The organism is Pseudomonas sp. TE12508 (genome assembly GCF_056279485.1).
On record NZ_JBWCCN010000007.1, the window covers coordinates 136,875 to 161,556 of the forward strand.

The following is a 24,682-nucleotide window of genomic DNA, read 5'->3' on the forward strand; positions in this document are numbered from 1 at the left end:
CAGCAGTTGTTCCATCGTTGGGACTCATTGAGGCGAACGTTGTATGGGCTGGTTGTGAAACGATTTGGCAGCTAATAGGGGCAAAGGGTAAGGTTCACCCTTATCGGGCATTCGCTTTTGCACCGTACTCCATCGTTTTTTATTTTTCCGCGAGCGATCATGACGAGTGAACAACCCAAAGATGTCGAGCCTTCCAATCCTGCTGCAGAGGGTGGTGTGGCTGCGGTTGACCGGGCATTCTCGATTTTAACGGCATTCGATATTGACCAGAGCAGTCTGTCGCTGGCTGAGATTGCAAGGCGTACTGGGCTGTACAAAAGCACCATTCTTCGAATCATAACGTCATTGGAGTTCGCAGGCTTTGTGCGGCGACTACCCGATGGTAATTATGCAGTGGGCCCTGAACCACTGCGTCTGGCGCAGATTTATCAAACCTCGTTTCGCCTGCGTGATGTGATCTATCCGATCCTGGAATCGATTACCGAAGAGAGTGGTGAAACCTCATCATTTTACGTACTGGATAACGGCAGTCGCGTTGTGCTGTTCAGGGTTGAACCTAAGCGTGCTGTCCGATTCTCCATTCATGAGGGCGCGCGCTTTTCGTTGCAGGCGGGAGCTTCGGGCAAAGTGCTACGAGCCTTCAGCAAGTTGCAAGACCCGGCTCTTGCGCAGGAACGCAATCAGTTCTGGGCGGCGTCCAGTGGAGAGCGGGATCCCGAAACCGCGTCGGTTTCGGTACCGGTCTTTGCTGTAGGGTATGAGTTCAAGGGAGCTCTCACCCTGTCGGGCCCAGCCGAGCGTTTCAACAAACAACAGATGGATGCTGCGATTGCTATGCTGCTTCGAAACGCAGCTATTGCCACCAGTGCCCTAGGTGGTAACGATCAGGAATTGGTCAAGGCATTGCGTAATTTATAGGTCGTCAACTCAACGCGAAGGCATGTCGTGAGCACATCATATGGTTGACGTTTGAGCTATCGATGTGCGCGCGTCAACAGCCGACTCTCGCGAACCTACCCAAGTGAAGTGACACAAAAATCCGCACACTGGAGAAGTAGTCGAAACGAAAGGCGGCAACCATAAAACGCTGAAAGAATGGAAAGCGAAATACGGTTCCGACACCGTGGAGTCCTGACTGACCAAGTGATTTTGGTTTGAGTACAAAAGGGCCCGCGAGGGCCTTTTTTGTAGCAGATTGAGGGACATTGGATCTGGCGTTGCCGTAGTGGGCGATCACACCGTGGAGCACTCATGCGTGCTACACCGCACCCATAGAGCGAGTGTTCGTGCCAACGCCAATCACCTTTCCTGTCCTATGGCGGCGTTCAAAGAAATTCCTTTCGGATGTCGATACTCGACCGTTCGCCAATATTGCAGTAGTTCTCCGAGAGCCACGTCTCGGCCTCGCTTCGTCCGTTGTCGCGCAGCCCGCAAAGAAAGTCCCAGTCCGCGTTGTACTTGCTGGACACGCTGAGCGCACACATTGCCTCGTCTGACTTAATGGAGTGGATCAGCATCTCCTTCATCTCGTTGCGATCGACCTTGCCTTGCTGGATGAGGTCGGTGACAAAAGCGATCGTGCGCAGCTCACGCATCAGCGACGAATTAAAGCTGATTTCACTGATGCGATTAAGGATGTCAGCAGCTGTAATGGGTACGCCTGGGCGGACGAGTGGATTGATATGGACAATCACCACATCGCGTGTATTGCAGTGGTAGATCAACGGAAAAATGGCCGGGTTTCCCATATAGCCGCCATCCCAGTAGTTCTGTCCGTCGATCGTGACCGCTTGGAACAATGTCGGCACACAGGCTGATGCGAGTACCGCTTCGGCGCAAACCTCATCTTTCGTGAAAATGCGTATTTTTCCCGTTTCGACATTGGTTGCGCAAAGATAGAGGTCGAACGGGCATTGGCTCCGCAGGGCTGCGAAATCTATCTGTTTATCCAGCACATCCCGCAATGGACTCAAGTTGCGGCTATTGAACTGGTAAGGCGAGAATATTCGAAGTGCCATGTCCGCGAACGTATACATGGGTGAATAGTCCAGACCGAAGCTGTGTGTCCCTTTCAACCATGGCATCCAGCGCAACGGGTTATGACGCTCGGCGGACTGCGCCACGGCGTACCAGAAATCGTGCAGCGCCTGGCGCGCCCCGGCCTCGCCACCTTGCAGCATACCGTAAGCCAGCACGGTGGCATTCATCGCGCCGGCACTGGTTGCGCTCACCCCTTCAATGGCAAGCCTGTCATCCTCGAGCAACCGATCGAGCACGCCCCAGGTGAACGCACCGTGCATGCCGCCGCCCTGCAAAGCCAGCGCGACCGGCTTACGCTCATCACTGCCCCGAGGCCTTCCGTTCTTCGTGGTCATTCGAGGTCTCCTCGTCGGAGCTGATACGAATCGGAACTTGCTGCGGTGCTTCGTCCCGTCACGCGCTTGCCGACGACACGCCGATGCTCCATTCAGCACCATGCGTTATCGATCGTTCACTCCCCACTTGATGCCCATGCATCGAGCAGCGCCTTGGCTTGTAGTAAATCAACGCTGTCGAAGCCTTCGGTGAAGAAGCTATAGATGTCGGCCAACATTTGCCTGGCCGCCTCCTTGTCTCGTGTTTTCCATAGCTGAGCAAGGCTCACTGTGGCTCGTAGCTCGAGTGACTTTGCACCTTGTTGTCGAGCAACCGAGATCGCCTTGTGAAAGCATGCTAGCGCTTCCTGCTGCACGGCAGAATCCTGTCTTTCTTCACCCGGACATTGGAGAATAAGAGTTCCCTTCAGGCGATACAGCTCTGCTTCATAAAAGTGCTCGCCTGTTCTGTTCACCATAGCCAGAGCGTCGGTCACGGCATCCAATCCTGCCTGCGGTTGCCCGTCGCGTCCGTGAGCTGCGGCCAGCAGTGCTAGAAAATAAGAACATCCAAATTCTGCTCCGGCTGCCTGGTAATTGGCGATACCTTGGGTTAGCTGAGCGATGCCCTCGTCAATGTTTCCCTGCTCGATGCGAGCCCAACCTTGAAGAATATTCCCCCATGCCAAAGAAAACGGAAACCCTCGTTCGAGAGAAAGCTTAATGGCGGCATCTGCACACTCTTCAGCGAGTTGTACGTCGTGCCGAAACTGCGCGAGTATCGATGTAGCGGAGAGGGTGAAGGCCAAGCTAATCGGGTGGGAAATCTTCTTGTCCAGAGCAAGGGTATCCCGGCTGCGCGTGCTTGCTTGATCGGGAAAACCCAAGTACCAAAGACTCCAGGCCGAAAATGACAGGGCGTAGCCCGGATCCAAGCCGTACGTAATGGCATGTGTGCGATGCCGGTCTGGGATGTAGAGCGCACGCGCCTGCTCCTGATGGTCATGGGCATTGCGCAGATCACCTTGGAAGAACAATGTCTCTCCGAGTGCCGCATGGGCATCCACGAGCAAGTCCGGATCCTGCGTAGTTTGCGCAATGCTGAGCAATCGTTCAGCCAGTTCGCATGCAGTGGAGTATTCAGCACGCAGCTCGTAGTAATTCCACAGCCCCAGCAGCGTAGGGAAAAGCGAGTCGTCACCTACTTGCGCGCACAGCGCCAGTGCGCGGGTGTAAGTGGCCGCTACCTCGGGCGCACCATAGCCTCGCACGGCCATCAAGGCCGGCCCCAGGGCGAGTAGCAACGTCAGTTCCTGATGAGCACGCGCTGGCGTATCAGGCAAATGCTTGAGCAATTCCAGCGCCGCGCCGAGGTGACGCATTGCATCGAGATGGGCGGAATGCTGGAGGGCCTGTTGCCCGGTACGGTGCAGGTATTCCACGGCCTTCGGAACATTGCCGCTCAGCCTATAGTGGTGCGCCAGTTCGCTGCAGTAATCCGCGATGCGAGTGGGGAACAGTGCCTCGATAGCCTGCGCCGTGCGCTCATGCAGCGCGCTACGCCGCTCCGTGAGTAGCGAGTGGCCCGCAACCTCCTGGGTTAGCGCATGCTTGAACGAATACTCCACCTCCGGAAATGCGGGCCGCTGGTAAATGAAGTCCGCAGCCTCCAGTCGGGCGAGCAGATCGCACAAATCTTCGTCCAGCCGAGCGTCCCGCCCATCACAGATGCACTGGATCAGACTGAACGGAAACTCTTTGCCGATAACGGCGAGGATCTGCAGCAATTCCTTCTCCGCAACGGGGAGGCGGTCGATACGGGCGGCGAGTACACCCTGCACAGTGGTGGGAATATGCAGCGCAGCCGGAGTTTGCTCGATTCGATATTGACCGGGTTCACCAAGCAGCAATTTCTCCTCCGCCAGCGTTTGCACCACTTCTTCCATGAAGAAAGGGTTGCCCTCGGTCTTATCCAGGATGAGCTGTTTGAGAGGGGCGAGGGTGGGATCGTCCCCAAGCAGGGTCGCCAGCAGTCCCTGGGCTTCGGCTGGGCCCAGCGGTTCGAGCCGCAGTTGGCTGCAATGACTCGCGCGCGTCCACACAGGTCGATACTCGGGCCGGTAGTTCACGAGGAGCAGGATCGGGGTGCTCGCCAAGTGGTCGATCATGTACGCGAGGAATGCTTCGGTCTCGCAGTCCAGCCATTGCAAATCCTCGAACAGCAGTTCGATCGGTTGATTGCGGCTCTCGCGCGCCAGCAGTTGAGTGATCGCATCGAAGGTGCGATCGCGCCTGATCTGAGGATCCATTTCCGCGAGCACAGAACTGCTTTGGCCGATACCCAGCAGATAAAGCAGGTAGGGCACGAGATCCTCGAAGCTTCGCTCGAGTGTAAGGGTCTTGCCCATGACCTTTTCCCGGCACCGGCGCTCGTCGTCCTGGGCGGTAATCTGAAAATAGTTGTTCAGCAGTTCGATGAGCGGGAAATAGGCAAAGGCCCTGCCGTGCGACACCGAGAACGTCTCCAGCACCAAACAGCCACGCCGCGAGCGCTCCTTGAACTCATGAAACAGCCGTGACTTCCCGACTCCGGCCTCGCCTATCACCGCGACGACCTTACTGTGGCCCGCTTTGGACTGCTCGAGCGCCTGATGCAGGTGGTCGAGCTCGACCTGGCGGCCGACGAACCTGGCCAGCCCGCGATGTGCCGACAGTTGCAAGCGCGTGCGCAACGCGCCGAGACCCTGCACCTCGTACACAACGAGGGGGGCGGGAATGCCTTTGACCTGGGCGGCCCCCAGAGCCTTGAATTCGAAATAACCCTCCGCCAGCTTGTAGGTGGACTCGCTCACCAGGATCGACGATGGTGCGGCGATGCCCTCCATCCGGGATGCAATGTGGATCGTGTTCCCGACCGGATCGTAATCGGTGTGCAAATTGTCCGTGCGGATCGAACGCACGACGACCTCTCCGGTATGGATGCCGACGCGGATTTGCAGCGGAATGCCTTTCTCCAGGCGAATGCGGTCGCCATGTCGGCGTATCGCCTGCTGCATGCGCAGTGCCGCATACAGCGCCCGCTGCGGATGATCCTCATGTGCGATGGGGGCTCCGAACAGCGCGAGTATGCCATCGCCCAGCGTCTTGGCTACGTAGCCTTCGTAATGGTGGACGGCTTCCATCATCAGCGCGACGACGGGTTCGATCAGGTGGTGGGCCTCTTCCGCATCGAGGTCGTGGATCAACGCCGTGGAACCAGCCATGTCGGCAAACAGTGCCGTGACGGTCTTACGCTCACCGGCGGTCTCGCCCCGGGCTTCCATGGCTACCTGTTCGGCGCGGATGCGCTCGGCAAGGTGGTGGGGCGTGTAATGAATGGGCGCTGGAGAAGGCCCTGAAACAGGCCGGGGGGGCGGTGATGGCGCAGCAGGTACATTGGTTAGCGGCGCGCCGCATTCACTGCAAAATTTGTCGGAAAGGCGCGCCTCGTGGCCACAGCGCAGACAGCTGCAAGACAGCCTGGCGCCACACGCGTCACAGAAGCTGGCCCCGGAGGGATTCTCGAATCCGCAGTTTGCGCAACGCATACGATCTCTTCCCTTTTGCTCGCGTTCAAGTAGACCGCTCAAGATGGAAAAGCGTGACATCGATCTGGCAAAAGACAGATTGAAGTCATCGGGCCAGCAGGCTCAGAAAGCCTTGGAGCCCTTCTGTTAAAGATAGTTTGTACCGATGTATCGAGAAGTAAAATTCGCTTATTGATGACGACCGAAGTTCATCAACAAGGGCCTCAATGCCTGCGGCGCTTTTCTCATTGAGCAATTCTCAGTTCTGCTTGTCCTCGGAACGATGGTAGGTCAGCAGAAAGATCTGGGCGAGTACAGCTACAGCCTGAAAGACGTGATCAACCCGCAGTCGGGCGCGTCGCGCTCCAACCCTCGAGTCCAAAGCTGGCAGCCGTAAACCTCGCCATATGAAGGTGTACAAAAATCCGGAAACCGGCGAAGTCGTGCCAACCAAGGGCGGCAACCACAAAACACTGAAGGAATGGAAGGCTCAGTACGGCTCCGCCACCGTGGACAGTTGCCTCAGATAAGATCCACGTTTTTTCGCTAAATCGGGTAATCGTCGATGTCCATCAGAGCAGATCATATTGCTGAATATCAAGCCTTCGCCGAGCAGTTAGCCGAGGCCGCAGCTGTAGCTATTCAGCCGTACTTTCGAGCAAAACTGGATGTGGAGGATAAGGGCGGTCATGTTTTCGACCCCGTAACCTTGGCGGATAAGGCTGCCGAACGAGCGATGCGCGAACTGATTCAGGATCGGTATCCCACACACGGCATCTTTGGCGAGGAGGAGGGCTCAATCGTAGGCAGCAGCGAGCTGACTTGGGTGCTCGATCCTATCGATGGTACCCGAGCTTTCATCACCGGCTTGCCACTATGGGGAACGCTAATAGCCCTCAACGATGGTCAGCGCCCTGTGCTCGGAGTGATGAATCAGCCCTTCACGGGTGAGCGCTACATAGGCAGTCCGGATGGTGCATGGTGCAATGGGACGAAGCTAAGAACACGCCAGTGCCAAGGCCTCTCCTCAGCAACACTGATGTGCACCACACCAGATATGTTCGAGACACCAGTGCGTCGAGAGGCTTTTCAATCTGTGGCAAGCCAAGCGAAATTGGCTCGCTTCGGCGGTGATTGCTATGCGTACTGCATGCTCGCTTCAGGATTCGTAGATGTGATTATCGAGGCTAGTCTGCAGCCCTATGACGTCCAGGCGTTGATTCCGATTATCGAAGGTGCCGGTGGAGTGATCACAGCCTGGGATGGCAGGACTGCTCAAAATGGCGGGACTGTTGTTGCTTGTGGTGATCCTGCAATGCATGCCCAGTTGGTGGAGTTGCTCAGGCACGCGGTTTAATGTGGGCAATCATCGCAATGGCTCAGGCTTAACGGTTCATAAGGTGTGAGAAAAAAAGCCCGGTCAAATGGCCGGGCTTAATTAAGCGTTACCCCTAGAACGTAGGGGCGCTAATCACACAGGAATAGCCTGGCGACCATGGGCGTTTGCTGCCAATTGCTCTGTATTTACTCGAACAAAAATAGAGTCACCAATAGCTGTCAGCACCTCTCCGGCATAGACCTCGCAGATCACACGAGTCTTGCGTCCGATATCGCCTACAACTTTGGCCCGCAGAGTCAGTGATATCCCCATTGGTGTGGGTTTGATGAATTTGATGCCAAGGTTTCCAGTGACGCAGGTGATACCGGGTTCGGTGCCGGGCTCACGGTGCTCAGCTCGGTAGTGATAGGCCATCGCCGTCCAGCTGGAATGGCAATCAACCAGCATCGCAATCATCCCGCCGTAAACCAGATCGGGCCAACCGCAGAACTTGGGATCAGGCAGGTGCTCGGCGATGACGTGTACGCCGTCCTCATGCCAGAAGCTCTTGATATGCAGTCCGTTCGGATTACTGCTCCCACAGCCGTAGCAAACGCCTTCTGGTGCGGCACTGTCTTGCAGAGATGTATCGAGTATGGCCATGCCTTGGTAGTCCTCAAAAAGCTTAACCCAATCGAAGTTTTTAACTCTGTATTTATTGCTTATGCAAGTCACGACTGGCAGTAAAGAGCCGTATTTTGTATGTCAGGATTTTATAAGTCTGTGGTGGCATCTCTTCAACAATTAACGATCATTCAACCAGCAATTTGGCCTGTCTGGTTTGTTTTTGGCCGAATCAGCCATATCACAGCACGGTTGCGTAGGTAACAATCGTTTCAGGGCATGGATCAGTGATGCACGGGATTAGCTTCCGATGTCATAAATCTAATTGCCTTTGAATAACAAATATAAAATATCAGGTGATTTTATGTGTGTAAGAGAGCTTTTCGAGATTTTTCTTTATTCTCTGGCAGTTCGTGGTGAGTTTGCCGGAGGACAAGTCTAGGGAGTCTGCTCGCTAAACATAAATTATCTGAGATGCTGCAAAGGATCTGCGATTGCATTTCATTTAACTCATTCTGCCATAAAAATAATCATGAGGCTGGGTATGAACAAGGCGGCTGTGTGTGCTGTTGCTGGGGCTTTCGCATGTGTTGCACAATCTGTGTCGGCAATTCCGTTAAGTGATGATTTCGAGCTAATCACAACTGTTGGTGCGTTTTCTGAGTATTCGATGAGAGGTGTTTCATTTACTCAACGAAAACCTGCGGTACAAGCTTCTGCCACTCTTGCCCATTCGAGCGGATTGTATGCTGGGGTGTGGGCTTCCAATGTAGATATCAATGGGCTAGATACTCGGACGGAAAATGATTTTCTCGCTGGATACAATTGGAAAATAAGCGACGATATCAATCTTGATCTCGGATATATTCAATATACTTACCCAAAAAGCTCAATTCTCAACGCTGGGGAAGCGTATGGTGTTTTGACCGCTTATGGATTTAAGGTTGGGGCGTACTACTCAAATGACTATTATGGTGATCAGGTTTTCACCTATAACTACATAGGTTATGGCACTAAAGCGTTACCTTATGATATCGGCTTAGATCTTCGTTTCGGGGTGGCTGATTACAAGGATCCAGCATTTTTCTCTTCTGATGGTAGCTCCGAGGAGTCGTATAACGAGTGGGAGGTCAAGGTGACCAAGAACTGGGTTGGCTTGGATTGGTCTGCAAGTTACATCGACACGAATCTGTCCGAAACGGAGTGTCTCTCAAATATTGGTGACAAGGAGTCATGCTCCGCACGGCTGTTGGTTGGCGTGAGCAAGACTTTCTAAAATTTGCACCAACAGAAGCGCATTTTTGCCAGGCACTCCCAGTGCCTGGCTTTTTTTTGCCTGCTCGTTCACCCCGGTCGTGGCTGACACAGGAGGCATCCTTCGGCAGGAAAGGCGGTCACTCGTCGGTTTTCTTTTCATAACACAACAGTCGTGTTAAAAAGAAGCTGACTGCTCAAGCTTTGCCTCGCGACCCTACAAAGGGAACGTCCCTCTATCTCGCTTGACCAGTCCCATAACAACTTCAAAAAACTGGAGAGACCATGAGACCACTGGCTGATATCACCGTCGTCACCCTTGAGCACGCGATTGCCGCGCCTTTTGCTACGCGCCAACTCGCTGACCTAGGCGCTCGTGTGATCAAGGTGGAGCGTCCTAAAACCGGCGATTTTGCTCGTGCTTACGATGGACGAGTTCGCGGTATGTCTTCCCATTTCATGTGGGTGAACCGCTCAAAGGAAAGTTTGACCCTGGATCTCAAAAACGAACGAGCAAATCAGCTCCTTCGCAAGTTGATCCTTGAGGAGGCCGATGTCGTGGTGCAGAACCTTGCTCCAGGTGCTGCTGCACGTCTCGGCATCTCTTATGAGGAGCTTTCCAAAGAGCGCCCAGATCTCATAGTCTGTGACATCTCCGGTTATGGAGACAGTGGCCCTTACCGTGACAAGAAAGCGTACGATCTCCTGATTCAAAGTGAGGCCGGTTTTGTCTCGGTGACGGGCACAAAAGATGAGCCAGTCAAAGCAGGGTCTTCAATCGCTGATATTGCAGCCGGGATGTACGCCTATACCAATATCTTGGCAGCGCTTCTCGAACGAGAAAAAACCGGGAAAGGACAACGTCTCGAGATTTCCATGCTGGAGAGCTTGGTTGAGTGGATGGGGTTCCCTCTCTATTACTCATTTGAGGGCGCATCGCAGCCTCCACGAGCTGGGGCAGGGCACGCTACCATCTTCCCATACGGCCCCTTCGTGGCAGGAGATGGCAAGACCGTAATGCTCGGCTTGCAGAACGAGAGAGAGTGGGCTTCTTTTTGCGAACACGTACTTCAATCCCCAGAGTTGGCCAATTCCGAGCTGTATCACTCCAACTCCAAGCGTCATGAAAACCGCGAGCAACTTACCCAAATTATCACTGAAGTCTTTGCTGGGAAGACGCGTGATGAGGTGATCGCGCGTCTGGAGAAAGCGCAGATCGCTAATGCGCAAGTGAACAACATGGCGGAGGTGTGGGATCACCCTCAGTTGAAAGCTCGTAATCGCTGGCGGAACGTGCAGAGCCCGATTGGCGAGTTTCCAGCGCTTCTTCCACCTGGTGGTTGGGCTGTGTCCGAGCCGCGTATGGATGCAGTGCCCGCAGTCGGAGAACACTCCAAATCGATTCTCGAATCGCTTGGTTGCTCCGCAACCGAGATTGAATCGTTGGCCAGTGTAGGAGCTATCTGATGTCTCGTTCCTATTCTTGGCGGTCGATGCTTTTTGTGCCAGCGAACAATCCGAAGCTGATCCAGTCTGCGATCAAGCGGGGAGCAGATGCGATCATTTTGGATCTGGAGGACTCTGTAATTCCCAGTGCGAAAGCGTCTGCGCGTGAGTCGCTACAAGAGTCAGTCGATTGCGTGGCAGATGCTGGCATTGATGTCGTGATTCGAGTGAATTCTTCGCTAAAAGACATGGTTAAAGACATCGCAGCGGCGGATCTGTCGCAGGTTACGGCAATCCTGGTACCTAAGTGTGATGACAGCTACCGGGTTAAAGCTGCGGCTGAGCTGATTGAAAGCTACCGTAATGATTATGAGCTTTCACCGGTCATCATCGCTTTGATTGAGTCCCCAATTGGCATCCTCAATCTCAATGAGATTGCACAAGCCTCCCCGTTACTGAAGGGCTTGCTTCTAGGGTCAGAAGACTATTGTGCGGCATTGGAAACTGCTCCTAGTGAGGCTGTTCTCACGCTCCCTGCTACTCAGGTTGCTATAGCCGCTGCTGCTCACAACCTGCATGCACTGGGTTTGGTTGGATCATTGGCTGATTACTCCGACCTCGACCTTTTCGCCGCCAGAGTACGTGCTTCACGGGCAGTTGGGCTGAAGGGGGCGGCGCTAATCCACCCCAGTCAGATCGCGCCAACGAATCTCGGTTTCTCTGCCTCCTCAGTTGAGGTCGAACTGGCAGTTAGGATCGTCTCGGAGTTCGAACAGGCCAAACTCGAAGGTAAAGGTGCCATTGCTGTGGACGGCAAGATGATCGATGAACCGGTCTATCAAAGAGCGTTGCGTCTGGCTAACGCCAAGCGTTAATCACTGAGGTCATGGTGGCTGTGTTTGGCCAGCCACCGCTCGTTGAATTCATGACAGTCGTAAGGGTGGTCTATGAGCAGTTGGAGAAGTTGTTCGTTAACATCAGTTCATCACTCCAGCCGCCTTGTCGCAAAAGTCGAGCAGGCAGGCCTTGACCCTCAACTCGCGCTTCAGCGAAGCAGCTTGACGCTGGAGACGATCAACGAGCTTTCCACCAAGGTTAAAATTACCGACGAGTATTTGGTTTTCCGAAACGTTATTGCGCTGTTGCCAGGCAGAAACATCAGTATCGAAATAGGCCTCGCAGCTAGGGTGTCGGTGTACGGCTTGCTGGGGTATGCGTTTCTCACCGCTCCCACGTTAAGAGCCGCATTGGCAGCAGCCGCTGAGTTCCCGGCCCTGATAGCGAACGGATTCAATATTTCGCTAGAGGAGTCGGATGGTATTGCCAGATTGAATTTCAGTGATTACACCGGCGCCGTCGACCTTAAGTCGGAGTATGCGGAGTTGGCGATAGCGTCCTTCAAGCGTACCTGCAGCGATATTTTGGGCGAGGAGCTGCAGCTCTTGAGTGTCGGGTTCGAAGGTAAGCGAAGCGACGAGCACGGTGAACGATGTGCTCAACAGCTCACCTGCACCGTGCTCAACGAGCAACCAAAGAATTATCTCCGTTTTTCCGCGCAGTATTTAGACAAGGCTCTCCCGCTGGCCGATCCTGTTTCCCATCTGGAAATCTTGGAAATATGCAGAAGGCAGAACCGGGAATTTGCTGCTGAGCGAGAGTGGCTATTCCAAGTGAAAGCCATCATCGCTGAGACGTTGCAAGCACCATTGCCATTAGAAGAAATTGCCTCACGCATGCATTGTTCGTCACGCACATTGCGGCGCCAATTGGGTGTTTTTAAAACGAGCTATCGGCAACTGTTGGATGACGTTCGGTTTGAAAGGGCCAAAATTATGTTGAAGGAAGAAAAGCTCCAGACGGATCAGATCGCCGAAAAATTAGGTTTCTGCGACGGCGCAGGATTCCGACGCGCGTTCCAGAGATGGAGTGGCCAGGCACCTGGTGCCTACAAAGCGTGAGGGTGGCTACAGAGCCCGGGAAAGGTTGCCTCCTGGTCGGGAGCGCCTATCTAGAGCATGTAACGAACGGAAGAGTGCCAGCAGTTTTCAACAGAATATTCGCCTCTAACAAGGGGAGACGATGCAGTTCGTTTGCGATCACGATCGATTGATTTTTCCAACACCGACTGCCATTCTTCCCTCATTTTTGTCATCGAAGGACGCTGCATAAACTTATGCCTAAGATAGTCGATCACGAACTGCGGAAAGCAGAAATCACCAAGGCGGTGCTCAAATCGATTGGTAAGAATGGCCTGGCCAATACCACGATTCGCGGGATTGTTCGTGAGGGTGGCTTTAGCAGCGGTACCTTGGCGCACTACTTTTCTAATAAAGATGATCTCATCGACTTTGCTTTTCAAGCTGTCGCGGAGGATACATACGCTAGAATTGAGAAACGTGCAGCACTGTGCACCTGTGCGGTGGATAAAGTACGTGTTGTCATTGAAGAATTGGTGCCTAGTCCAGAAGGTGAAATCGATTCAATAATTTCATTGTCGTTTTGGTCAGTAGTCCCGTATGACGCAAAACTGAAAAATAAATTTCATGAGGTGTACGAAGGTACGCGGAGCCAAATTCGTAAATTCATCAGCGAGGGTGTGGCGAATAAAGAGATTAAGCTGCAAGGTGAAATTGACGATGAAGTTGATTTTATTGTCGCAGTGTCTGATGGATTGTTAGTTTCCTTTTTGCTTGATCCCGCCAGGTTTCCAGAAGAGAAACACACCCGTCTGATTACCGCTGCTCTTTCCAGGCTCAAATAAGCCTACTGGCTCGATCGTTTGCCGTAAGTCGGGTGCCATCGATGCACCTAAACTGGGATATGAATATTGACTGAGTCTGCCTTCCATATGTGATTGTAGATGTTCGATTTCAGCTTTTTAGTTTCTGCAGAGGGCACGAAGTTAGGTTGTGACCATCTGCGTATTAAGCGAGGTGTGGGACGAGTTTAGCCTGAAAAGTCCTGCTTTTTGAGCGTGAAGTTCCGCCCTCTTGTAGACGAGCTTTGCTTTAAATCAGTTGCCCCACATGAAAATTTTCGATCAACGCACGGGGTTCGGCAGCCAGCCTCGCTGACCTTTGATGGTTTTGCAGCTAGCGGTGCTGTGGCTGAAGGAAGAGCCCGTGTGTGGAGCCAGAAGTGGTGCCCAGTCGTAATCGGTGGACACCATGAGCTTCGGAGTAGGAACGTGAAGTTGTTTTCGCCGTCCTATCATCCAAGAGTTAGACTAGGGTTGGATTGGTAAAAATGGTATCTCCCAACCCTTCCAGCTCCGCACACTTTCGAGCAGCAGGGCGATTCTCCAGTGCATGGAGCATCGAGTGCAGTGAGGGGTACTCTTTGCTCGAGATGTGGGCGGGATGGCTCACGTCAAAGCCATTCATCCAGCGCATCAACAGGCCAAGGTAGTAGTTGAGCGCGGTTGGTTTGTCTGCACGCAGCCAGCTGGGCTGATCGGTGGCCACCATTGAATCGATGATGCCAAGCGCCACTTGGATCTGCGCCCTCGCATTCTGCATGGTTTCATCTGCGCTAGCCGCGCTGGAGACCCGGTCTGGATGGAAAAGGGACAGGATGTTGTTGTGGATTGCATTATTGATGAACAACAGCCATTTGAGATAAGGGGCTCGCTCCTGTGAGGACGGAGCCGGAGAAAGGCCAGGGTGCTGATCGCCGAGCCACAGTAGGATCGCTGTGGTTTCACACATGTCGCCATGAGGTGTTGAGAAAGCAGGGATGAGCCCTAGTGGACTCATTTTTCTAAACCTCACGCTATCTCTCTCATTGGTTTCGTTGTCGATCAATGCGGCTTCATATGGAATCTCGAACTCCTCCAAGGTGAGTCGCACAGCCAGCGACGCCCAATCGGGCACGTAATACAATGTGTACATTCTTTACTCCTTCTGCTGTTAGCGCTGGTGGGTCATCCAGTTTTCTGGAATGAAATAGTCCGCCTTCTCAGGTTTCAAAAGAGGGCGCTGCAATATCAAGTCGGCCGCTTTTTCAGCAATCATGATGGTCGGAGCGTTCAGGTTCGCATTGGTGATGACTGGAATGACTGAAGAGTCGACTACCCTGAGTTTGTCCAGCCCAATTACTTTGAGACTGGAGTCAACTACGGCGTCTGGATCCGTCGGGCTGCCCATCTTGCAGGTGCCGGAAGGGTGAAATCCGCTCTCGACATGATTGGCTATGAAGTGATCCAACTCTTCATCGGTCTGTATGCGAGCGCCAGGTATAATCTCTTCACCTGCGAACTCTGCTAATGAAGGCTGTTTAATAATCTCTCGTACCAAGCGAATACAGGCACGCATCTCGACCCAGTCTTCGGGCTGACTGAGGTAGTTATATGTGATTTTCGGCGGATCCAAGGGATCCGAACTATTGAGCTTGATCTGACCGACACTTTTGGATTTGGTCGGCCCCACGTCGACCTGAAAGCCATGATCTCTGAACTTCGGGTCATCTTTCTCCCTCACTGCGATTGGGAGGAAATGAATCTCGATGTCAGGACTTTTGATCCCTGCGCGTGAGCGAATGAAGCCCCCACATTCGAAGTGATTGGTTGCCCCAAGGCCGTCACGCTTGAGAAGCCATCTTGCACCGATCTTTGCTTTATCCACGGTGTTTATCGAATTTAAGCTGACTGGCTTTTTGCACTCGACCTGCAGGTACAGTGAGATGTGATCCTGGAGATTTTTCCCCACCCCAGGTAGGGAGTGAATCGGCTCTATGCCGTGTTCAAGTAGCTCTGTTTTGTGCCCGACGCCAGAAAGCATAAGCAGCTTTGGGGTATTGATTGGGCCGCTCGACAGCACGATTTCGCGTCTCGCCGAGTACACATGCTTTTCACCGTCGCACGTGAACTCCACGGCTTCAGCTTTGCCATTCGCAATGTTCAATTTCGTCGCTACGGCGTTGTAGACGACGTGCAAGTTTTTCCGTCTAAGCGCGGGTTTGAGATAGGCTACTGCTGTCGACCAACGTTGTCCGTTGTGGACTGTCATGTCGAAGCGACCAAATCCTTCTTGGCGGTAGCCATTAAGGTCTTCGGATTCTGCGTACCCAGCGTCAACTGCGGCTCCAATGAATGCCTTGTACAGAGGGTTGCTCAAAGTTCCGTAGCGCGTCTTGAGAGGCCCACCAGATCCGCGCCACGTGTCACCACCTTCTGCTCTGTGTTCGGCGCGCTTGAAATAGGGAAGAACGTCGGCATAGCTCCATCCCTCGGAACCGTTGGCTTCCCATTCGTCAAAATCAAGAGGGTGCCCGCGCATGTACACCATTCCATTAATCGATGAACACCCGCCAATAACTCTTCCACGGGGAGAGAAGATCCGCCTTCCGTTTAACTGAACTTCGGGTTCTGATTCGAATGGCCAAGTGTATTTTGGAGTTGCGAGAGGTACTGCGACTGCGCAAGGCATTTTGATGAAAATGGAGTTGTCAGAACCGCCAGCCTCAAGTAAGCAAACCTGGAATTGACCGCACTCCGACAACCGGTTGGCCAATACGCAACCGGCTGATCCGCCGCCCACAATGATGTAGTCGAAGACATTCTGCATGACGCTCGGAATCCTTTAGAAAAAACCTCTGGCCGCGCTGCTTGGCGAGGAAATTGTATTTATGGTGAATAGATTTTCGGGGAAACGGGGGGCAGGGGATATGGCGAAAAAGGCCAAAAATAGGCGGCGATGGTCAAGTGGATGTTTGACAGCAGGAATGGTATAGCCCCGTGAAGACTACCTATATGGCCCTTAAGAAGGAGATTTGATCTGAGAGGCGTATCGGGCACAGTACACGAGCATTGTGATTGAATGCTTTGGCGCTCTCGGATTGCTCACAGGACTCAATGTGGTAAGCGCCTTCCATGGCGCTTACCATCAGGTGCGAATTTCGTCAGTGAGGATTTGATCCACTCCTTCAGAAAGCGCATGTGAGGTACGCAGGTTGCTGCGAATGCTTAGCCAAACAAGAACGCCAAGGAAACCAATCAGCGACACGCCGATAAATACCGCCCAGCTGACGTACCAGCTTTGTCCCGCTACTTCGCGTGGCCAGGCTGAGTTGGCAATTTCAAACACAACCCAGCAAGATGCCCCGACGACAACCGGAAGCGTCATCGAGCCCAAACCAAATACTCCCGACTTCCACTGCTTGGAGACTAGACGGTATAGCAAGCCGATGACGGCAAAGCCCATTGTGATAAAGAAGCTCGCAGTAGCTGAAGAAATAAGGGTGGCATAGACACGCTCTGAGAACGCGAGCAACGTGACGAGCATGGCGAGTACACCAACAACTGTTACTGCTCTGTCCGGAGTGCCATGCTTCTTCGAAAGCTTCGATAGAAATTCAGAACCAGGAAGGATTTTGTCCCGCGAGAATGCCCAAATCACTCGGGAAACGCTGGTTTGTGCCATCATCATGGACGCAGCGAAGCCGATGATGACCAAGATGAAAAATGCTTGGGCGATGTTCTCACCGAATGCTGCTTGGACGGTCGAGGCGGCGGGATCGACAATCGCGCCGCTTACAATCGCTCCGAAGTCAGGTGTAGCGAGGATGAGTGCGAGAGCGCTGTAGCTCACGACTAAACCAATCGCGAGTAGAGCACCAATGATAGCTTTCGGGATGTTCTTCTCAGGCTGATCGATTTCTTCTGCCATACAGCAGACTGATTCAAAGCCTGCCAAACCGAAACCTATAAATCCAAGCGCGACAAGAAGGCCGCCCAGTACGTAATTATCGCCGCCCGCACCTGCTGTGGTGAAAAGGATGTCGAGGTCATGCTTCCTATGCCAAATCAAAAGTACAGTAGCGAGGCCTAGCGATCCAATGATCTCCGCGCCCAGGCTCAATTTGCCCAAAAGTTTCAGCGTACCTGGGCCGAGGAGGTTGAGTCCGGTTGCCGCGCAAATAATGACTAGCGCAACCATAATTTGAGTCGACGGTGTAAACGGTTCAATACCCAGTGCTGAAGGAAGAAAGCTTGCGATGGCATAACCATTAGATGCAAAGACAAAGATCAGCGTCCAGATGTAAAACCATCCAGTGATCCAACCTGTATTATCACCAAGTAGGCGACGCGCCCATTGATAACTACCGCCTTGAAGAGGCCAGCGGGAAACCAAAACGCCCAGCGAGAGCGCGATTAATAATTGTAAGCATAAGCCGATGGGGAAGACCCACCAACCCGCAGGCCCAGCTGCCTGAACAATAAGGCCGAAGACAGCATAAAGCGCGACAATCGGTGAGATATAAACGAATGCTAAAGTGAATGCATCGTGCATTTTAAATTGGCGCTTCAGTGGCGCAGTGGGATCGGAACGTGTTTGTGCGGTATTGATTGTCATAGCTAGAAGGCCTGATTGTTCTTGATTTTTGAGTTTGCACAAAGCATTTTTTCACGCTCTTCGATGAGTACTACTGGCTATGCTGTTAACGATAGTGTCAACATGAATGAAATTTCTTCACGGGGCGCAGCATTAGAGTTGTTATATAGCCTAACAACGTTTTCTGTTAAAGAGTCTCGTCAGCATAGCCAAAAAGGGCGCAGGGAACCGGGAGATGGCGTTTTTGAGACTTCAAGGCTTCCCCGGGCGCGCTTACTGTTTACCGACTATTGCCGCCAGTGAAACTACAAACGGCCCCGGCACTTACCAGGGCTTAGTTCATTTCAGTGGCTGGCCTGGGGTCGAGTCTTTGATCGATATGCCATAAAGATGAACAGCGCCGGGACAATACACAGCAACTGCATCACCACTCCGAAGTCACCTAAAGGCCGGAATCCAGCGTCGAGATTCAGTGTCACAGCAGCCAGCACCGGCCCAATCACCATACCCAAAGAGTCTGCGCCACCGACCGCTGCGGTTGAGCGACCACTGCTATCGAAATCGGCGGAATACATGCGGGCATAAGCGATCAGGAAGACGTAAAGGAAGGTCATGGTTATACCAATCGTCCAGTAAACGGAAGCGCTCGGCACTACGTACAGGTAGGAGGTAACAGCCATCAGAAGGCACGCCACCAGAAGAGGTAATACAGATTTGACTCGGTTGAACACCAGATTGGCAGCAACCGGTACCAATATTGAGCAGAGCATGCTGACAGAGCCAACCACACCCACCTGAGCCAGATCCAGGCCCGCACTCTCACCTACTTGCTCAAAGTACAGCCAGCAGGTGTTTGCACCGATACTGGTGAGTAAGCAGAGAACGAACAGAGAAACACTGCGGATGTTGAACGCGTTTCCAATGGAGGAGTTTTCGATCAGACGGTCGATTTTTTTGTTCGGCAGTGCGAAAGCGAGAGGCAGGCATATCACTGCCCCTACAAGCATGAACCAGAACATCGCTTTCGAGCCAATCGTCGCTTGCAGCGAGGGAACAGCTAGGAAGGCAGCGAGTGTTAGCGCAGCTGTCAGTCCGCTTGCGTAGGACAGAAGACGGGTGCCGCCGTTCATTTGCGCGAGACTTGCCAGGCCAATGGCAATGCATAGGCCCTCACCAATGCCAGCTATGCCACGATAAAAGACCACGTCATAAAATTCAGTAGTCTGAATGGTGAGCGCCTGACCTACGATAGCAAGCATAACGCCTATTACTATCGTTGTTCTTGGTCGAAGATGGCTGAGCACAAGAGATACGAAGAGCGATGCGATGGAAATGCAGATAATCTCTGCAGTTGTCGCTGCCGTAGCGGTTGCAGCACTTACAGTAAAGCCATCAATAATTCCGCTAAACGACATCGGGATTCCGAGCATGGCAATATATGCGTAGCACGGTAGTAAAAGTGCGGCAAACTGTTGTGGCTTAGTTGCCTGATAGTGTTGGTTCTCAGTACTCATAACACATCCTCTGGTTTTTTATTATATGTCAAAAAAACTAATGACACATTTGACAGGATGTCCGCGCACGCTGGCGGCACTAATTTTATCGCATAAGCATCGTGCTATTTATTATTATTCCGTAATGCTCCAGCAACAAATTTTTCGTAGATTGACGTCTGATTGGTATTTTGCGCCTCCTGCCACATGTGGGATATGGCAAGGTTGGCCAAAATAAAGCCTTACTGGCCAAGCAGATGACCTGCGTGAAGCACGGTAAATCACACGAATTTTTCTCTGGTTTTCATTATAAAGCGCCGTTTGCCTCTAACTATTTGCTTATATGCAGTACGGCTTCAGGCGTTTGTATCTACGCCTAGACAGAAAAAAAGCCCCGAGTGTGCCGGGGCAAAACATAGCCGGTGCCTGGTGTCACCAGCTAATTCGGATTAACGACTCTCTTGGTCGCTGTACCATTTGGTTGTGTCATCCAGAGCCATCGAAAACCTATCGACGATTAATCCGATTTCTTTCTCTGTTGAAATGAGCGGAGGGCAGAACGCGATTGCATCTCCGATGTTCCTTGTGATCATTCCGTGATGCTGCGTTCGTGCGGCGAGATTGCGACCCAGATGCCCAACGGCTGCGAAGGGAGCCTTTGTCTGCTTATCAGTCACTAACTCAACCGCCGCAATCAGGCCGGTGCCGCGAATCTCACCTACGAGTGGATGGCTCGTGAATTGGCTAAGGCTCGCATGCAGCATCTGACCAAGGTCACGAGCTCTGGCAACGAGATTGTCTTCCTGGATGATTTTCAGGTTTTCTAGGGCAACGGCGGTTGCGACTGGATGACCAGAGCCGGTAAAACCGTGCCCCAAATTGCCATAGATATGGCTTTGGTCAGCGATGCCTTGGTAGATGCGTTCGTTGATCAGCACTGCAGCGATAGGCTGATAGGAAGACGAAAGCTGCTTTGAAAGGATCATCGCATCTGGCTGAATATCAAAGGTCTCGCAGCCGAACATCGCACCAGTGCGACCGAATCCACAAATCACTTCGTCGGCTACCAAGAGGACGTCGTATTTTTTGCACACTGCCTGGATTTTTTGCCAGTAGGTACGTGGTGGAACAATCACTCCACCGGCACCCATCAATGGCTCGCCAAAAAATGCGGCGACTGTCTCAGGCCCTTCGCGAAGGATCAAACTTTCCAGCTCTGCGGCAAGCCGATCCGAAAATTGCTCTTCGGTTTCACCTGGTCGGCCATTGCGATAATGATGGGGGCACGTCAGGTGGTAAATGTTTGGTAGTGGCAGGTCAAAGCCTTTGTGGTTACCTGGCAAACCCGTAAGGCTTGCGCTCATGACGGTTACACCGTGATAGGCGTTCAAGCGGCTTATGAGTTTTTTCTTGGCCGATTTACCAATGGCATTATTTCGGTACCAGATCAGTTTAACGATGGTGTCGTTGGCTTCTGATCCCGAATTCGTGAAAAACACCTTGCTCATAGGAACAGGGGCCAGACGAATCAATTCGTCCGCCAGCAACACGCTGGAAGCATGCGTCTTATGATTGAACGTGTGATAGAAAGGCAGAGTTCGCAGTTGCTTCTCCGCTGCTTTTATCAGGCGTTCATTGTTGAAGCCCAGAGCTGCACTCCACAGACCAGACATGGCCTCAATGTATTGCTTACCCTGGTCGTCATATACGTAGATTCCTTCGCCCCTCTCGATTACCAGAGGGCCGATTTCCTCGTGCATGCGAGCGTCGGTGTAAGGATGCAGCTGACTCTGCATATCTTTTTGAGCAAGTGTGCGAAGGTTGTTGTTCATTTTGGTACCGCTCACAGGCTTGAAAGGGCTGGACAAATCCAGCCCTAAGTTTTTGGCAGGCGTGTTTAGTTGAACGGCAGAGGAGCAGCCGCCAGGTCGCCAAGATTCATTGAAACCTCAGCACCACCATCAACGATCAGATCCGTACCGTTGACCCAAAAGCCCTTCGGATCGAGCATGAGCAAGACGGCGTTGGCAATTTCTTCGGGATAGGCATCACGACCACCGGCTTGTAGCTTTAGACCATCCAAAAGCTCCGTACCCATGGTGCTGTAGAAGTCCTGCAGAATGGGGGTCTGCACCGCACCAGGGCTGATGGAATTGACGCGAACCCCTCTGTGTCGCTGTGAGCTGGAAATTAGCATGGTGTAGAGGATGACAATTTCTTTGGTGAAGTCGTACGTGGTGATCGCGTTCATGCCCATTGCTTTGAACGTGCGCAGACTGTCCTCCCAGTCGCTTTCACTCAGGATCTCTACGCATGCCTCTTTCCGGTTTCTCCAACCTGCACCAGCGGTAGAGGCGCAGTTAACAACTGAGGCACCGCTTTCAAGTCGCGGCAGCAACGCATCAGTTAAACGGCGCAGACCAAGGTAATTGACCTTGAAAACCAACTCGCTCGGGAAAATTCCCGGGATGCCCGCGATGTTGGCCAAACCATGAATTGGCTCAATGATCTGAGTTACCGCTTCATCAATGGAGCTTGGGTTCGACAGGTCGCAGAGGATGAACTCATCGCAGGCGCCAGCGACTTCTTTTACATCGATGCCCACCACAATTGCGCCTGCAGCCTTGAGCAGTTTGGCAGTCGCATTACCCACACCAGAGGACACGCCAGTTACGACATAACGCTTGTTGGCAAATGACATGGTCTTTCCTCAGGCTGCAGTAAAACGGATAGGAAGCGAGGCAATTCCGTTGATGAAACGGGACGGAATCATCTCTGGTTCTGCAGTCAGTTCGATGTTCTTGAACTCTTTGAGAGTCTCTGCAATCAAGAACGGCAGTTCGAGTCGTGCGAGGTGTGCACCCAGGCAGGTATGGCGACCGCCACCCCCGAAACCGAGATGAGGATTCGGTGAACGAAGCACGTCGAATTTATTAGGGTTTTCGAATTTGCTGTCATCGCGGTTAGCCGAGTTGTACCACATGACGACTTTCTGACCTTCAGCGATGTGTTGGCCATTGATCTCAGTATCACGGGTCGCCGTGCGGCGCATGTGCATCACTGGAGTGACCCAGCGAACCAGTTCTTCAAACCCTGTCACCGCAACTGCAGCCGGGTTGTTAGCCCAGATCTTCATCTGATCCGGAAACTCGAGGAAGCACTTCATTGCATGTGCACCCACAGTACCGGTGGTCTCCATGCCCGCAGTCACCAGCAGTTGAAAGAAGTAGCCGGCCTCTACGTCATTGAGCTTCTTGCCTTCTACTTCGGCAGCCAAGATCAGCGAAAGAATGTCGTCCCCTGGATTCTTACGCTTTTCTACCGCGAGCTGACGCCCATAGTCATTGAGCTCAGCAAAAGCGCTGGTGATAGCTGGGATTGCATTTTCACCTAGGGTGTCGCCTGCCAGTGCAATGACGGTGAGTTCGTGTAGACGTTTGCGGTTTTCTTTCGGTGCGCCGAGGAAGTCACACACAACTTCCACTGGAAACGCTTGGGCTACGTCTCGGGCGTAGTCACATTCGCCACGCTCCTTCGCTGCTGCTACTACTTCAACGGCATAGCGTTTAGCTGCGTCCGTCATTTTGGCCACGCCTTGTGGAGAAAAGGCGCGAGCAACGACCTGGCGGAGCTTGAAGTGCTGTGGTGCATCCATGTTGAGGAACCAGCCCTCTTGATGCGCCTCTTCAACACTCTGATCGCCTAGGATGGTTCCTTGTCCGCTGATAAAGGTTTTTGCATCGCCGCTCACGGCGACAACGTCGTCGTATCGCGTAACCGACCAAAACCCTTCGCTCCCATACTCTGGGGATCCCTCAGGGAACTCGCTCCAAGTGACTGGTTTATTGGCCCGAAGGGCTGCGAAAGCTTCCTCGCGATCATGGCGCTTCCAGAAGTTGAGATCGGCCAGGTTTATGCTATCGACATCAATGCGGTTCATGGACTTATACCTACAGATGTTTTTTATTAGACGTTGTGATATTTGACGCCCGGCAGTACGCAGAGCATTTCAAACAAAAGGTTTGCACCAAGCAGAGAGGTGTTGCCGGATTGGTCATAGGGCGGTGATATTTCAACCACGTCGCCGCCGATGACATTCAGCCCCTTGCAGCCGCGTACGATTTGTTGACCTTGATAGGCGGTTAGGCCACCGATTTCGGGTGTGCCAGTGCCCGGTGCTACCGATGGATCGAGCCCATCAATATCGAAGGAAATGTAGACTTTGTGATCGCCGATTTTTTCTCGGATGCTCTTCATCAGAGGTTCCAAGGAAATGCCGTAGCACTCATCGGACGTCACGACGGTAAACCCTTTGCTTCGCGACCAGTTGAAGTCATCTGGTGAGTAGCCGGTGCCTCGCAATCCAATCTGGAACGTGAGGTTCGGGTTGATCAACCCATCTTCATAGGCGCGTCGAAAGGTGGTGCCGTGAGCAATACGTTCACCGAACATGTGTTCGCCAACATCAGCATGCGCATCGATATGGATGAGCGCGACTGGCCCATGCTTCTTCGCAATTGACTGAAGAATTGGGTAGGTAATGGTGTGATCGCCACCGAGCGTGAGAGGTGCGACATCATGCTTAAGAATGATGTCGTACGATTCCTCGATACGTCTGACCGCGTCAGGCAAATTGAATGTGTTGATTGCGACATCACCGATGTCTGCGACCTGAATACTTTCAAAAGGCGCCGCGCCGGTTGCCAGGTTGAACGGTCGTAGTAGGCACGACTCTGCTCGAATGCTACGTGGCCCCATCCGAGTGCCTGAGCGGTTGGAGGTGCCAATATCAAGCGGTACTCCGACAAAGCACGCATCAAGGCCTTCGGTTGTTTCCGCTGACGGAAGACGCAGCATGGTCGGAATGCCGCCGAAGCGAGGCATTTGGTTTCCGCCCAAGGGTTGATTGAAGTTCATAGGAGTACCTCTTTATCCAACAGTGATGTGGCCAGATCAGCTTTGCTGACTTGGTACATTGATGACTAAGCCTTCCATCTCAGGAGTGATCCTAAGCTGGCAAGAAAGTCGGCTGTTGGCATCCGGCTCATATGCGTATTCCAGCATGTCGGCCTCCATGACTTCGGCGCCCTGAAGCTTTTCTCTCCACTCGGGGGCGATGTAGACGTGGCAGGTCGCGCATGCGCACGAGCCGCCACAATCAGCTTCAATTCCTTTGACCAGGTTGTTGACCGCTGCCTCCATGACAGTGCCGCCAACTTTTGCGTCTACGTGTACTGAAGAACCATCAGGTTGCACGAAGGTAATCTTGACCATTTTTATTATCTCGACTGGTATG

General features: G+C 52.8%; 19 protein-coding genes and 3 pseudogenes. 9 read left to right on the top strand and 13 right to left on the bottom strand.

Going from position 1 to position 24,682, the window contains the following annotated elements; translation table 11 throughout:
• Positions 1-159 precede the first annotated feature (159 nt).
• Together ACZ9IM_RS11535 and ACZ9IM_RS11540 are read left to right on the top strand one after the other, a co-directional pair.
• Positions 160-918: an IclR family transcriptional regulator gene (locus ACZ9IM_RS11535; protein ID WP_007995722.1), complete on the top strand. Its 759-nt coding sequence runs from the start codon at positions 160-162 to the stop codon at positions 916-918.
• A 112-nt stretch (positions 919-1,030) separates the two neighbouring features.
• Positions 1,031-1,135: pseudogene (locus ACZ9IM_RS11540) on the top strand (transcriptional regulator); the annotation flags it as partial.
• Positions 1,136-1,325: 190 nt separating this feature from the next.
• Here the strand turns inward: ACZ9IM_RS11540 and ACZ9IM_RS11545 are convergent.
• From ACZ9IM_RS11545 to ACZ9IM_RS11555, 3 genes and pseudogenes are all read right to left on the bottom strand, one after another.
• Positions 1,326-2,375 (bottom strand): patatin-like phospholipase family protein, encoded by a 1,050-nt coding sequence (locus tag ACZ9IM_RS11545; protein WP_008069762.1) that lies wholly within the window; start codon positions 2,373-2,375, stop codon positions 1,326-1,328.
• 116 nt (positions 2,376-2,491) lie between these two features.
• Positions 2,492-5,677 carry an adenylate/guanylate cyclase domain-containing protein gene (locus tag ACZ9IM_RS11550; protein WP_476224058.1) on the bottom strand — a complete coding sequence of 1,062 codons (3,186 nt, stop codon included), beginning with the start codon at positions 5,675-5,677 and terminating at the stop codon, positions 2,492-2,494.
• A gap of 138 nt (positions 5,678-5,815) precedes the next feature.
• Positions 5,816-6,001 (bottom strand): annotated as a pseudogene (locus ACZ9IM_RS11555) (zinc-ribbon domain-containing protein); the annotation flags it as partial.
• A 166-nt stretch (positions 6,002-6,167) separates the two neighbouring features.
• On the opposite strand from ACZ9IM_RS11555, the pseudogene ACZ9IM_RS11560 reads away from it, so the two are divergent.
• Together ACZ9IM_RS11560 and hisN are read left to right on the top strand one after the other, a co-directional pair.
• Positions 6,168-6,450, top strand: a pseudogene (locus ACZ9IM_RS11560) (histone-like nucleoid-structuring protein, MvaT/MvaU family).
• Positions 6,451-6,485: 35 nt separating this feature from the next.
• Entirely contained in the window at positions 6,486-7,277 is a 792-nt protein-coding gene (gene hisN, locus ACZ9IM_RS11565) for a histidinol-phosphatase (protein WP_008069765.1), read from the top strand.
• Positions 7,278-7,391: 114 nt separating this feature from the next.
• Here hisN and ACZ9IM_RS11570 read toward each other — a convergent pair whose 3' ends face one another.
• On the bottom strand, positions 7,392-7,901 hold the full coding sequence (locus ACZ9IM_RS11570; RefSeq protein WP_008069768.1) for a PaaI family thioesterase: 510 nt from the start codon (positions 7,899-7,901) through the stop codon (positions 7,392-7,394).
• A gap of 505 nt (positions 7,902-8,406) precedes the next feature.
• Here ACZ9IM_RS11570 and ACZ9IM_RS11575 point away from each other — a divergent pair.
• The 5 genes from ACZ9IM_RS11575 to ACZ9IM_RS11595 all read left to right on the top strand — a co-directional run bounded on the left by ACZ9IM_RS11575 (position 8,407) and on the right by ACZ9IM_RS11595 (position 13,323).
• The gene (locus tag ACZ9IM_RS11575) at positions 8,407-9,138 is read left to right on the top strand and encodes a TorF family putative porin (RefSeq protein WP_476223951.1); all 732 of its coding nucleotides are present in this window, start codon (positions 8,407-8,409) and stop codon (positions 9,136-9,138) included.
• A gap of 263 nt (positions 9,139-9,401) precedes the next feature.
• On the top strand, positions 9,402-10,583 hold the full coding sequence (locus tag ACZ9IM_RS11580) for a CaiB/BaiF CoA transferase family protein (RefSeq protein ID WP_008069772.1): 1,182 nt from the start codon (positions 9,402-9,404) through the stop codon (positions 10,581-10,583).
• Positions 10,583-11,437, top strand: a complete 855-nt coding sequence (locus tag ACZ9IM_RS11585; RefSeq protein WP_008069773.1) for an HpcH/HpaI aldolase/citrate lyase family protein — start codon at positions 10,583-10,585, stop codon at positions 11,435-11,437. Before ACZ9IM_RS11580 ends, ACZ9IM_RS11585 begins: the two co-directional genes overlap by 1 nt.
• 72 nt (positions 11,438-11,509) lie before the next feature.
• Complete coding sequence (locus ACZ9IM_RS11590; RefSeq protein WP_008069774.1) at positions 11,510-12,520, top strand: AraC family transcriptional regulator; 1,011 nt, start codon at positions 11,510-11,512, stop codon at positions 12,518-12,520.
• Between the two features lie 215 nt (positions 12,521-12,735).
• Positions 12,736-13,323 (top strand): TetR/AcrR family transcriptional regulator, encoded by a 588-nt coding sequence (locus ACZ9IM_RS11595; RefSeq protein WP_008069776.1) that lies wholly within the window; start codon positions 12,736-12,738, stop codon positions 13,321-13,323.
• Between the two features lie 460 nt (positions 13,324-13,783).
• On the opposite strand, the gene ACZ9IM_RS11600 is transcribed toward ACZ9IM_RS11595, so the two are convergent.
• The 9 genes from ACZ9IM_RS11600 to ACZ9IM_RS11640 all read right to left on the bottom strand — a co-directional run bounded on the left by ACZ9IM_RS11600 (position 13,784) and on the right by ACZ9IM_RS11640 (position 24,660).
• The gene (locus tag ACZ9IM_RS11600) at positions 13,784-14,452 is read right to left on the bottom strand and encodes a glutathione S-transferase family protein (RefSeq protein WP_008069778.1); all 669 of its coding nucleotides are present in this window, start codon (positions 14,450-14,452) and stop codon (positions 13,784-13,786) included.
• An 18-nt stretch (positions 14,453-14,470) separates the two neighbouring features.
• Positions 14,471-16,126: a choline dehydrogenase gene (locus tag ACZ9IM_RS11605; RefSeq protein WP_032830218.1), complete on the bottom strand. Its 1,656-nt coding sequence runs from the start codon at positions 16,124-16,126 to the stop codon at positions 14,471-14,473.
• Positions 16,127-16,444: 318 nt separating this feature from the next.
• Entirely contained in the window at positions 16,445-17,914 is a 1,470-nt protein-coding gene (locus tag ACZ9IM_RS11610; RefSeq protein ID WP_008069783.1) for an APC family permease, read from the bottom strand.
• 323 nt (positions 17,915-18,237) lie between these two features.
• Positions 18,238-19,407: an MFS transporter gene (locus tag ACZ9IM_RS11615; RefSeq protein WP_008069786.1), complete on the bottom strand. Its 1,170-nt coding sequence runs from the start codon at positions 19,405-19,407 to the stop codon at positions 18,238-18,240.
• A 428-nt stretch (positions 19,408-19,835) separates the two neighbouring features.
• Entirely contained in the window at positions 19,836-21,218 is a 1,383-nt protein-coding gene (locus ACZ9IM_RS11620) for an aspartate aminotransferase family protein (RefSeq protein ID WP_008069788.1), read from the bottom strand.
• A 65-nt stretch (positions 21,219-21,283) separates the two neighbouring features.
• Positions 21,284-22,087 (bottom strand): coniferyl-alcohol dehydrogenase, encoded by an 804-nt coding sequence (locus ACZ9IM_RS11625; RefSeq protein WP_008069790.1) that lies wholly within the window; start codon positions 22,085-22,087, stop codon positions 21,284-21,286.
• Between the two features lie 9 nt (positions 22,088-22,096).
• Positions 22,097-23,326 (bottom strand): cytochrome P450, encoded by a 1,230-nt coding sequence (locus ACZ9IM_RS11630; RefSeq protein ID WP_476223952.1) that lies wholly within the window; start codon positions 23,324-23,326, stop codon positions 22,097-22,099.
• 26 nt (positions 23,327-23,352) lie between these two features.
• On the bottom strand, positions 23,353-24,303 hold the full coding sequence (gene speB, locus ACZ9IM_RS11635; RefSeq protein ID WP_007995739.1) for an agmatinase: 951 nt from the start codon (positions 24,301-24,303) through the stop codon (positions 23,353-23,355).
• A 36-nt stretch (positions 24,304-24,339) separates the two neighbouring features.
• Positions 24,340-24,660, bottom strand: a complete 321-nt coding sequence (locus ACZ9IM_RS11640; protein ID WP_008069795.1) for a 2Fe-2S iron-sulfur cluster-binding protein — start codon at positions 24,658-24,660, stop codon at positions 24,340-24,342.
• Positions 24,661-24,682 lie beyond the last annotated feature (22 nt).

What these genes read in the sequence shown, in the direction of transcription:
- ACZ9IM_RS11535 (WP_007995722.1), top strand. Translation starts at nt 160, where the DNA reads ATGACGAGTGAACAACCCAAAGATGTCGAGCCTTCCAATCCTGCTGCA.
- ACZ9IM_RS11545 (WP_008069762.1), bottom strand. Translation starts at nt 2,375, where the DNA reads ATGACCACGAAGAACGGAAGGCCTCGGGGCAGTGATGAGCGTAAGCCG.
- ACZ9IM_RS11550 (WP_476224058.1), bottom strand. Translation starts at nt 5,677, where the DNA reads ATGGAAGCCCGGGGCGAGACCGCCGGTGAGCGTAAGACCGTCACGGCA.
- hisN (WP_008069765.1), top strand. Translation starts at nt 6,486, where the DNA reads ATGTCCATCAGAGCAGATCATATTGCTGAATATCAAGCCTTCGCCGAG.
- ACZ9IM_RS11570 (WP_008069768.1), bottom strand. Translation starts at nt 7,901, where the DNA reads ATGGCCATACTCGATACATCTCTGCAAGACAGTGCCGCACCAGAAGGC.
- ACZ9IM_RS11575 (WP_476223951.1), top strand. Translation starts at nt 8,407, where the DNA reads ATGAACAAGGCGGCTGTGTGTGCTGTTGCTGGGGCTTTCGCATGTGTT.
- ACZ9IM_RS11580 (WP_008069772.1), top strand. Translation starts at nt 9,402, where the DNA reads ATGAGACCACTGGCTGATATCACCGTCGTCACCCTTGAGCACGCGATT.
- ACZ9IM_RS11585 (WP_008069773.1), top strand. Translation starts at nt 10,583, where the DNA reads ATGTCTCGTTCCTATTCTTGGCGGTCGATGCTTTTTGTGCCAGCGAAC.
- ACZ9IM_RS11590 (WP_008069774.1), top strand. Translation starts at nt 11,510, where the DNA reads ATGAGCAGTTGGAGAAGTTGTTCGTTAACATCAGTTCATCACTCCAGC.
- ACZ9IM_RS11595 (WP_008069776.1), top strand. Translation starts at nt 12,736, where the DNA reads ATGCCTAAGATAGTCGATCACGAACTGCGGAAAGCAGAAATCACCAAG.
- ACZ9IM_RS11600 (WP_008069778.1), bottom strand. Translation starts at nt 14,452, where the DNA reads ATGTACACATTGTATTACGTGCCCGATTGGGCGTCGCTGGCTGTGCGA.
- ACZ9IM_RS11605 (WP_032830218.1), bottom strand. Translation starts at nt 16,126, where the DNA reads ATGCAGAATGTCTTCGACTACATCATTGTGGGCGGCGGATCAGCCGGT.
- ACZ9IM_RS11610 (WP_008069783.1), bottom strand. Translation starts at nt 17,914, where the DNA reads ATGACAATCAATACCGCACAAACACGTTCCGATCCCACTGCGCCACTG.
- ACZ9IM_RS11615 (WP_008069786.1), bottom strand. Translation starts at nt 19,407, where the DNA reads ATGAGTACTGAGAACCAACACTATCAGGCAACTAAGCCACAACAGTTT.
- ACZ9IM_RS11620 (WP_008069788.1), bottom strand. Translation starts at nt 21,218, where the DNA reads ATGAACAACAACCTTCGCACACTTGCTCAAAAAGATATGCAGAGTCAG.
- ACZ9IM_RS11625 (WP_008069790.1), bottom strand. Translation starts at nt 22,087, where the DNA reads ATGTCATTTGCCAACAAGCGTTATGTCGTAACTGGCGTGTCCTCTGGT.
- ACZ9IM_RS11630 (WP_476223952.1), bottom strand. Translation starts at nt 23,326, where the DNA reads ATGAACCGCATTGATGTCGATAGCATAAACCTGGCCGATCTCAACTTC.
- speB (WP_007995739.1), bottom strand. Translation starts at nt 24,303, where the DNA reads ATGAACTTCAATCAACCCTTGGGCGGAAACCAAATGCCTCGCTTCGGC.
- ACZ9IM_RS11640 (WP_008069795.1), bottom strand. Translation starts at nt 24,660, where the DNA reads ATGGTCAAGATTACCTTCGTGCAACCTGATGGTTCTTCAGTACACGTA.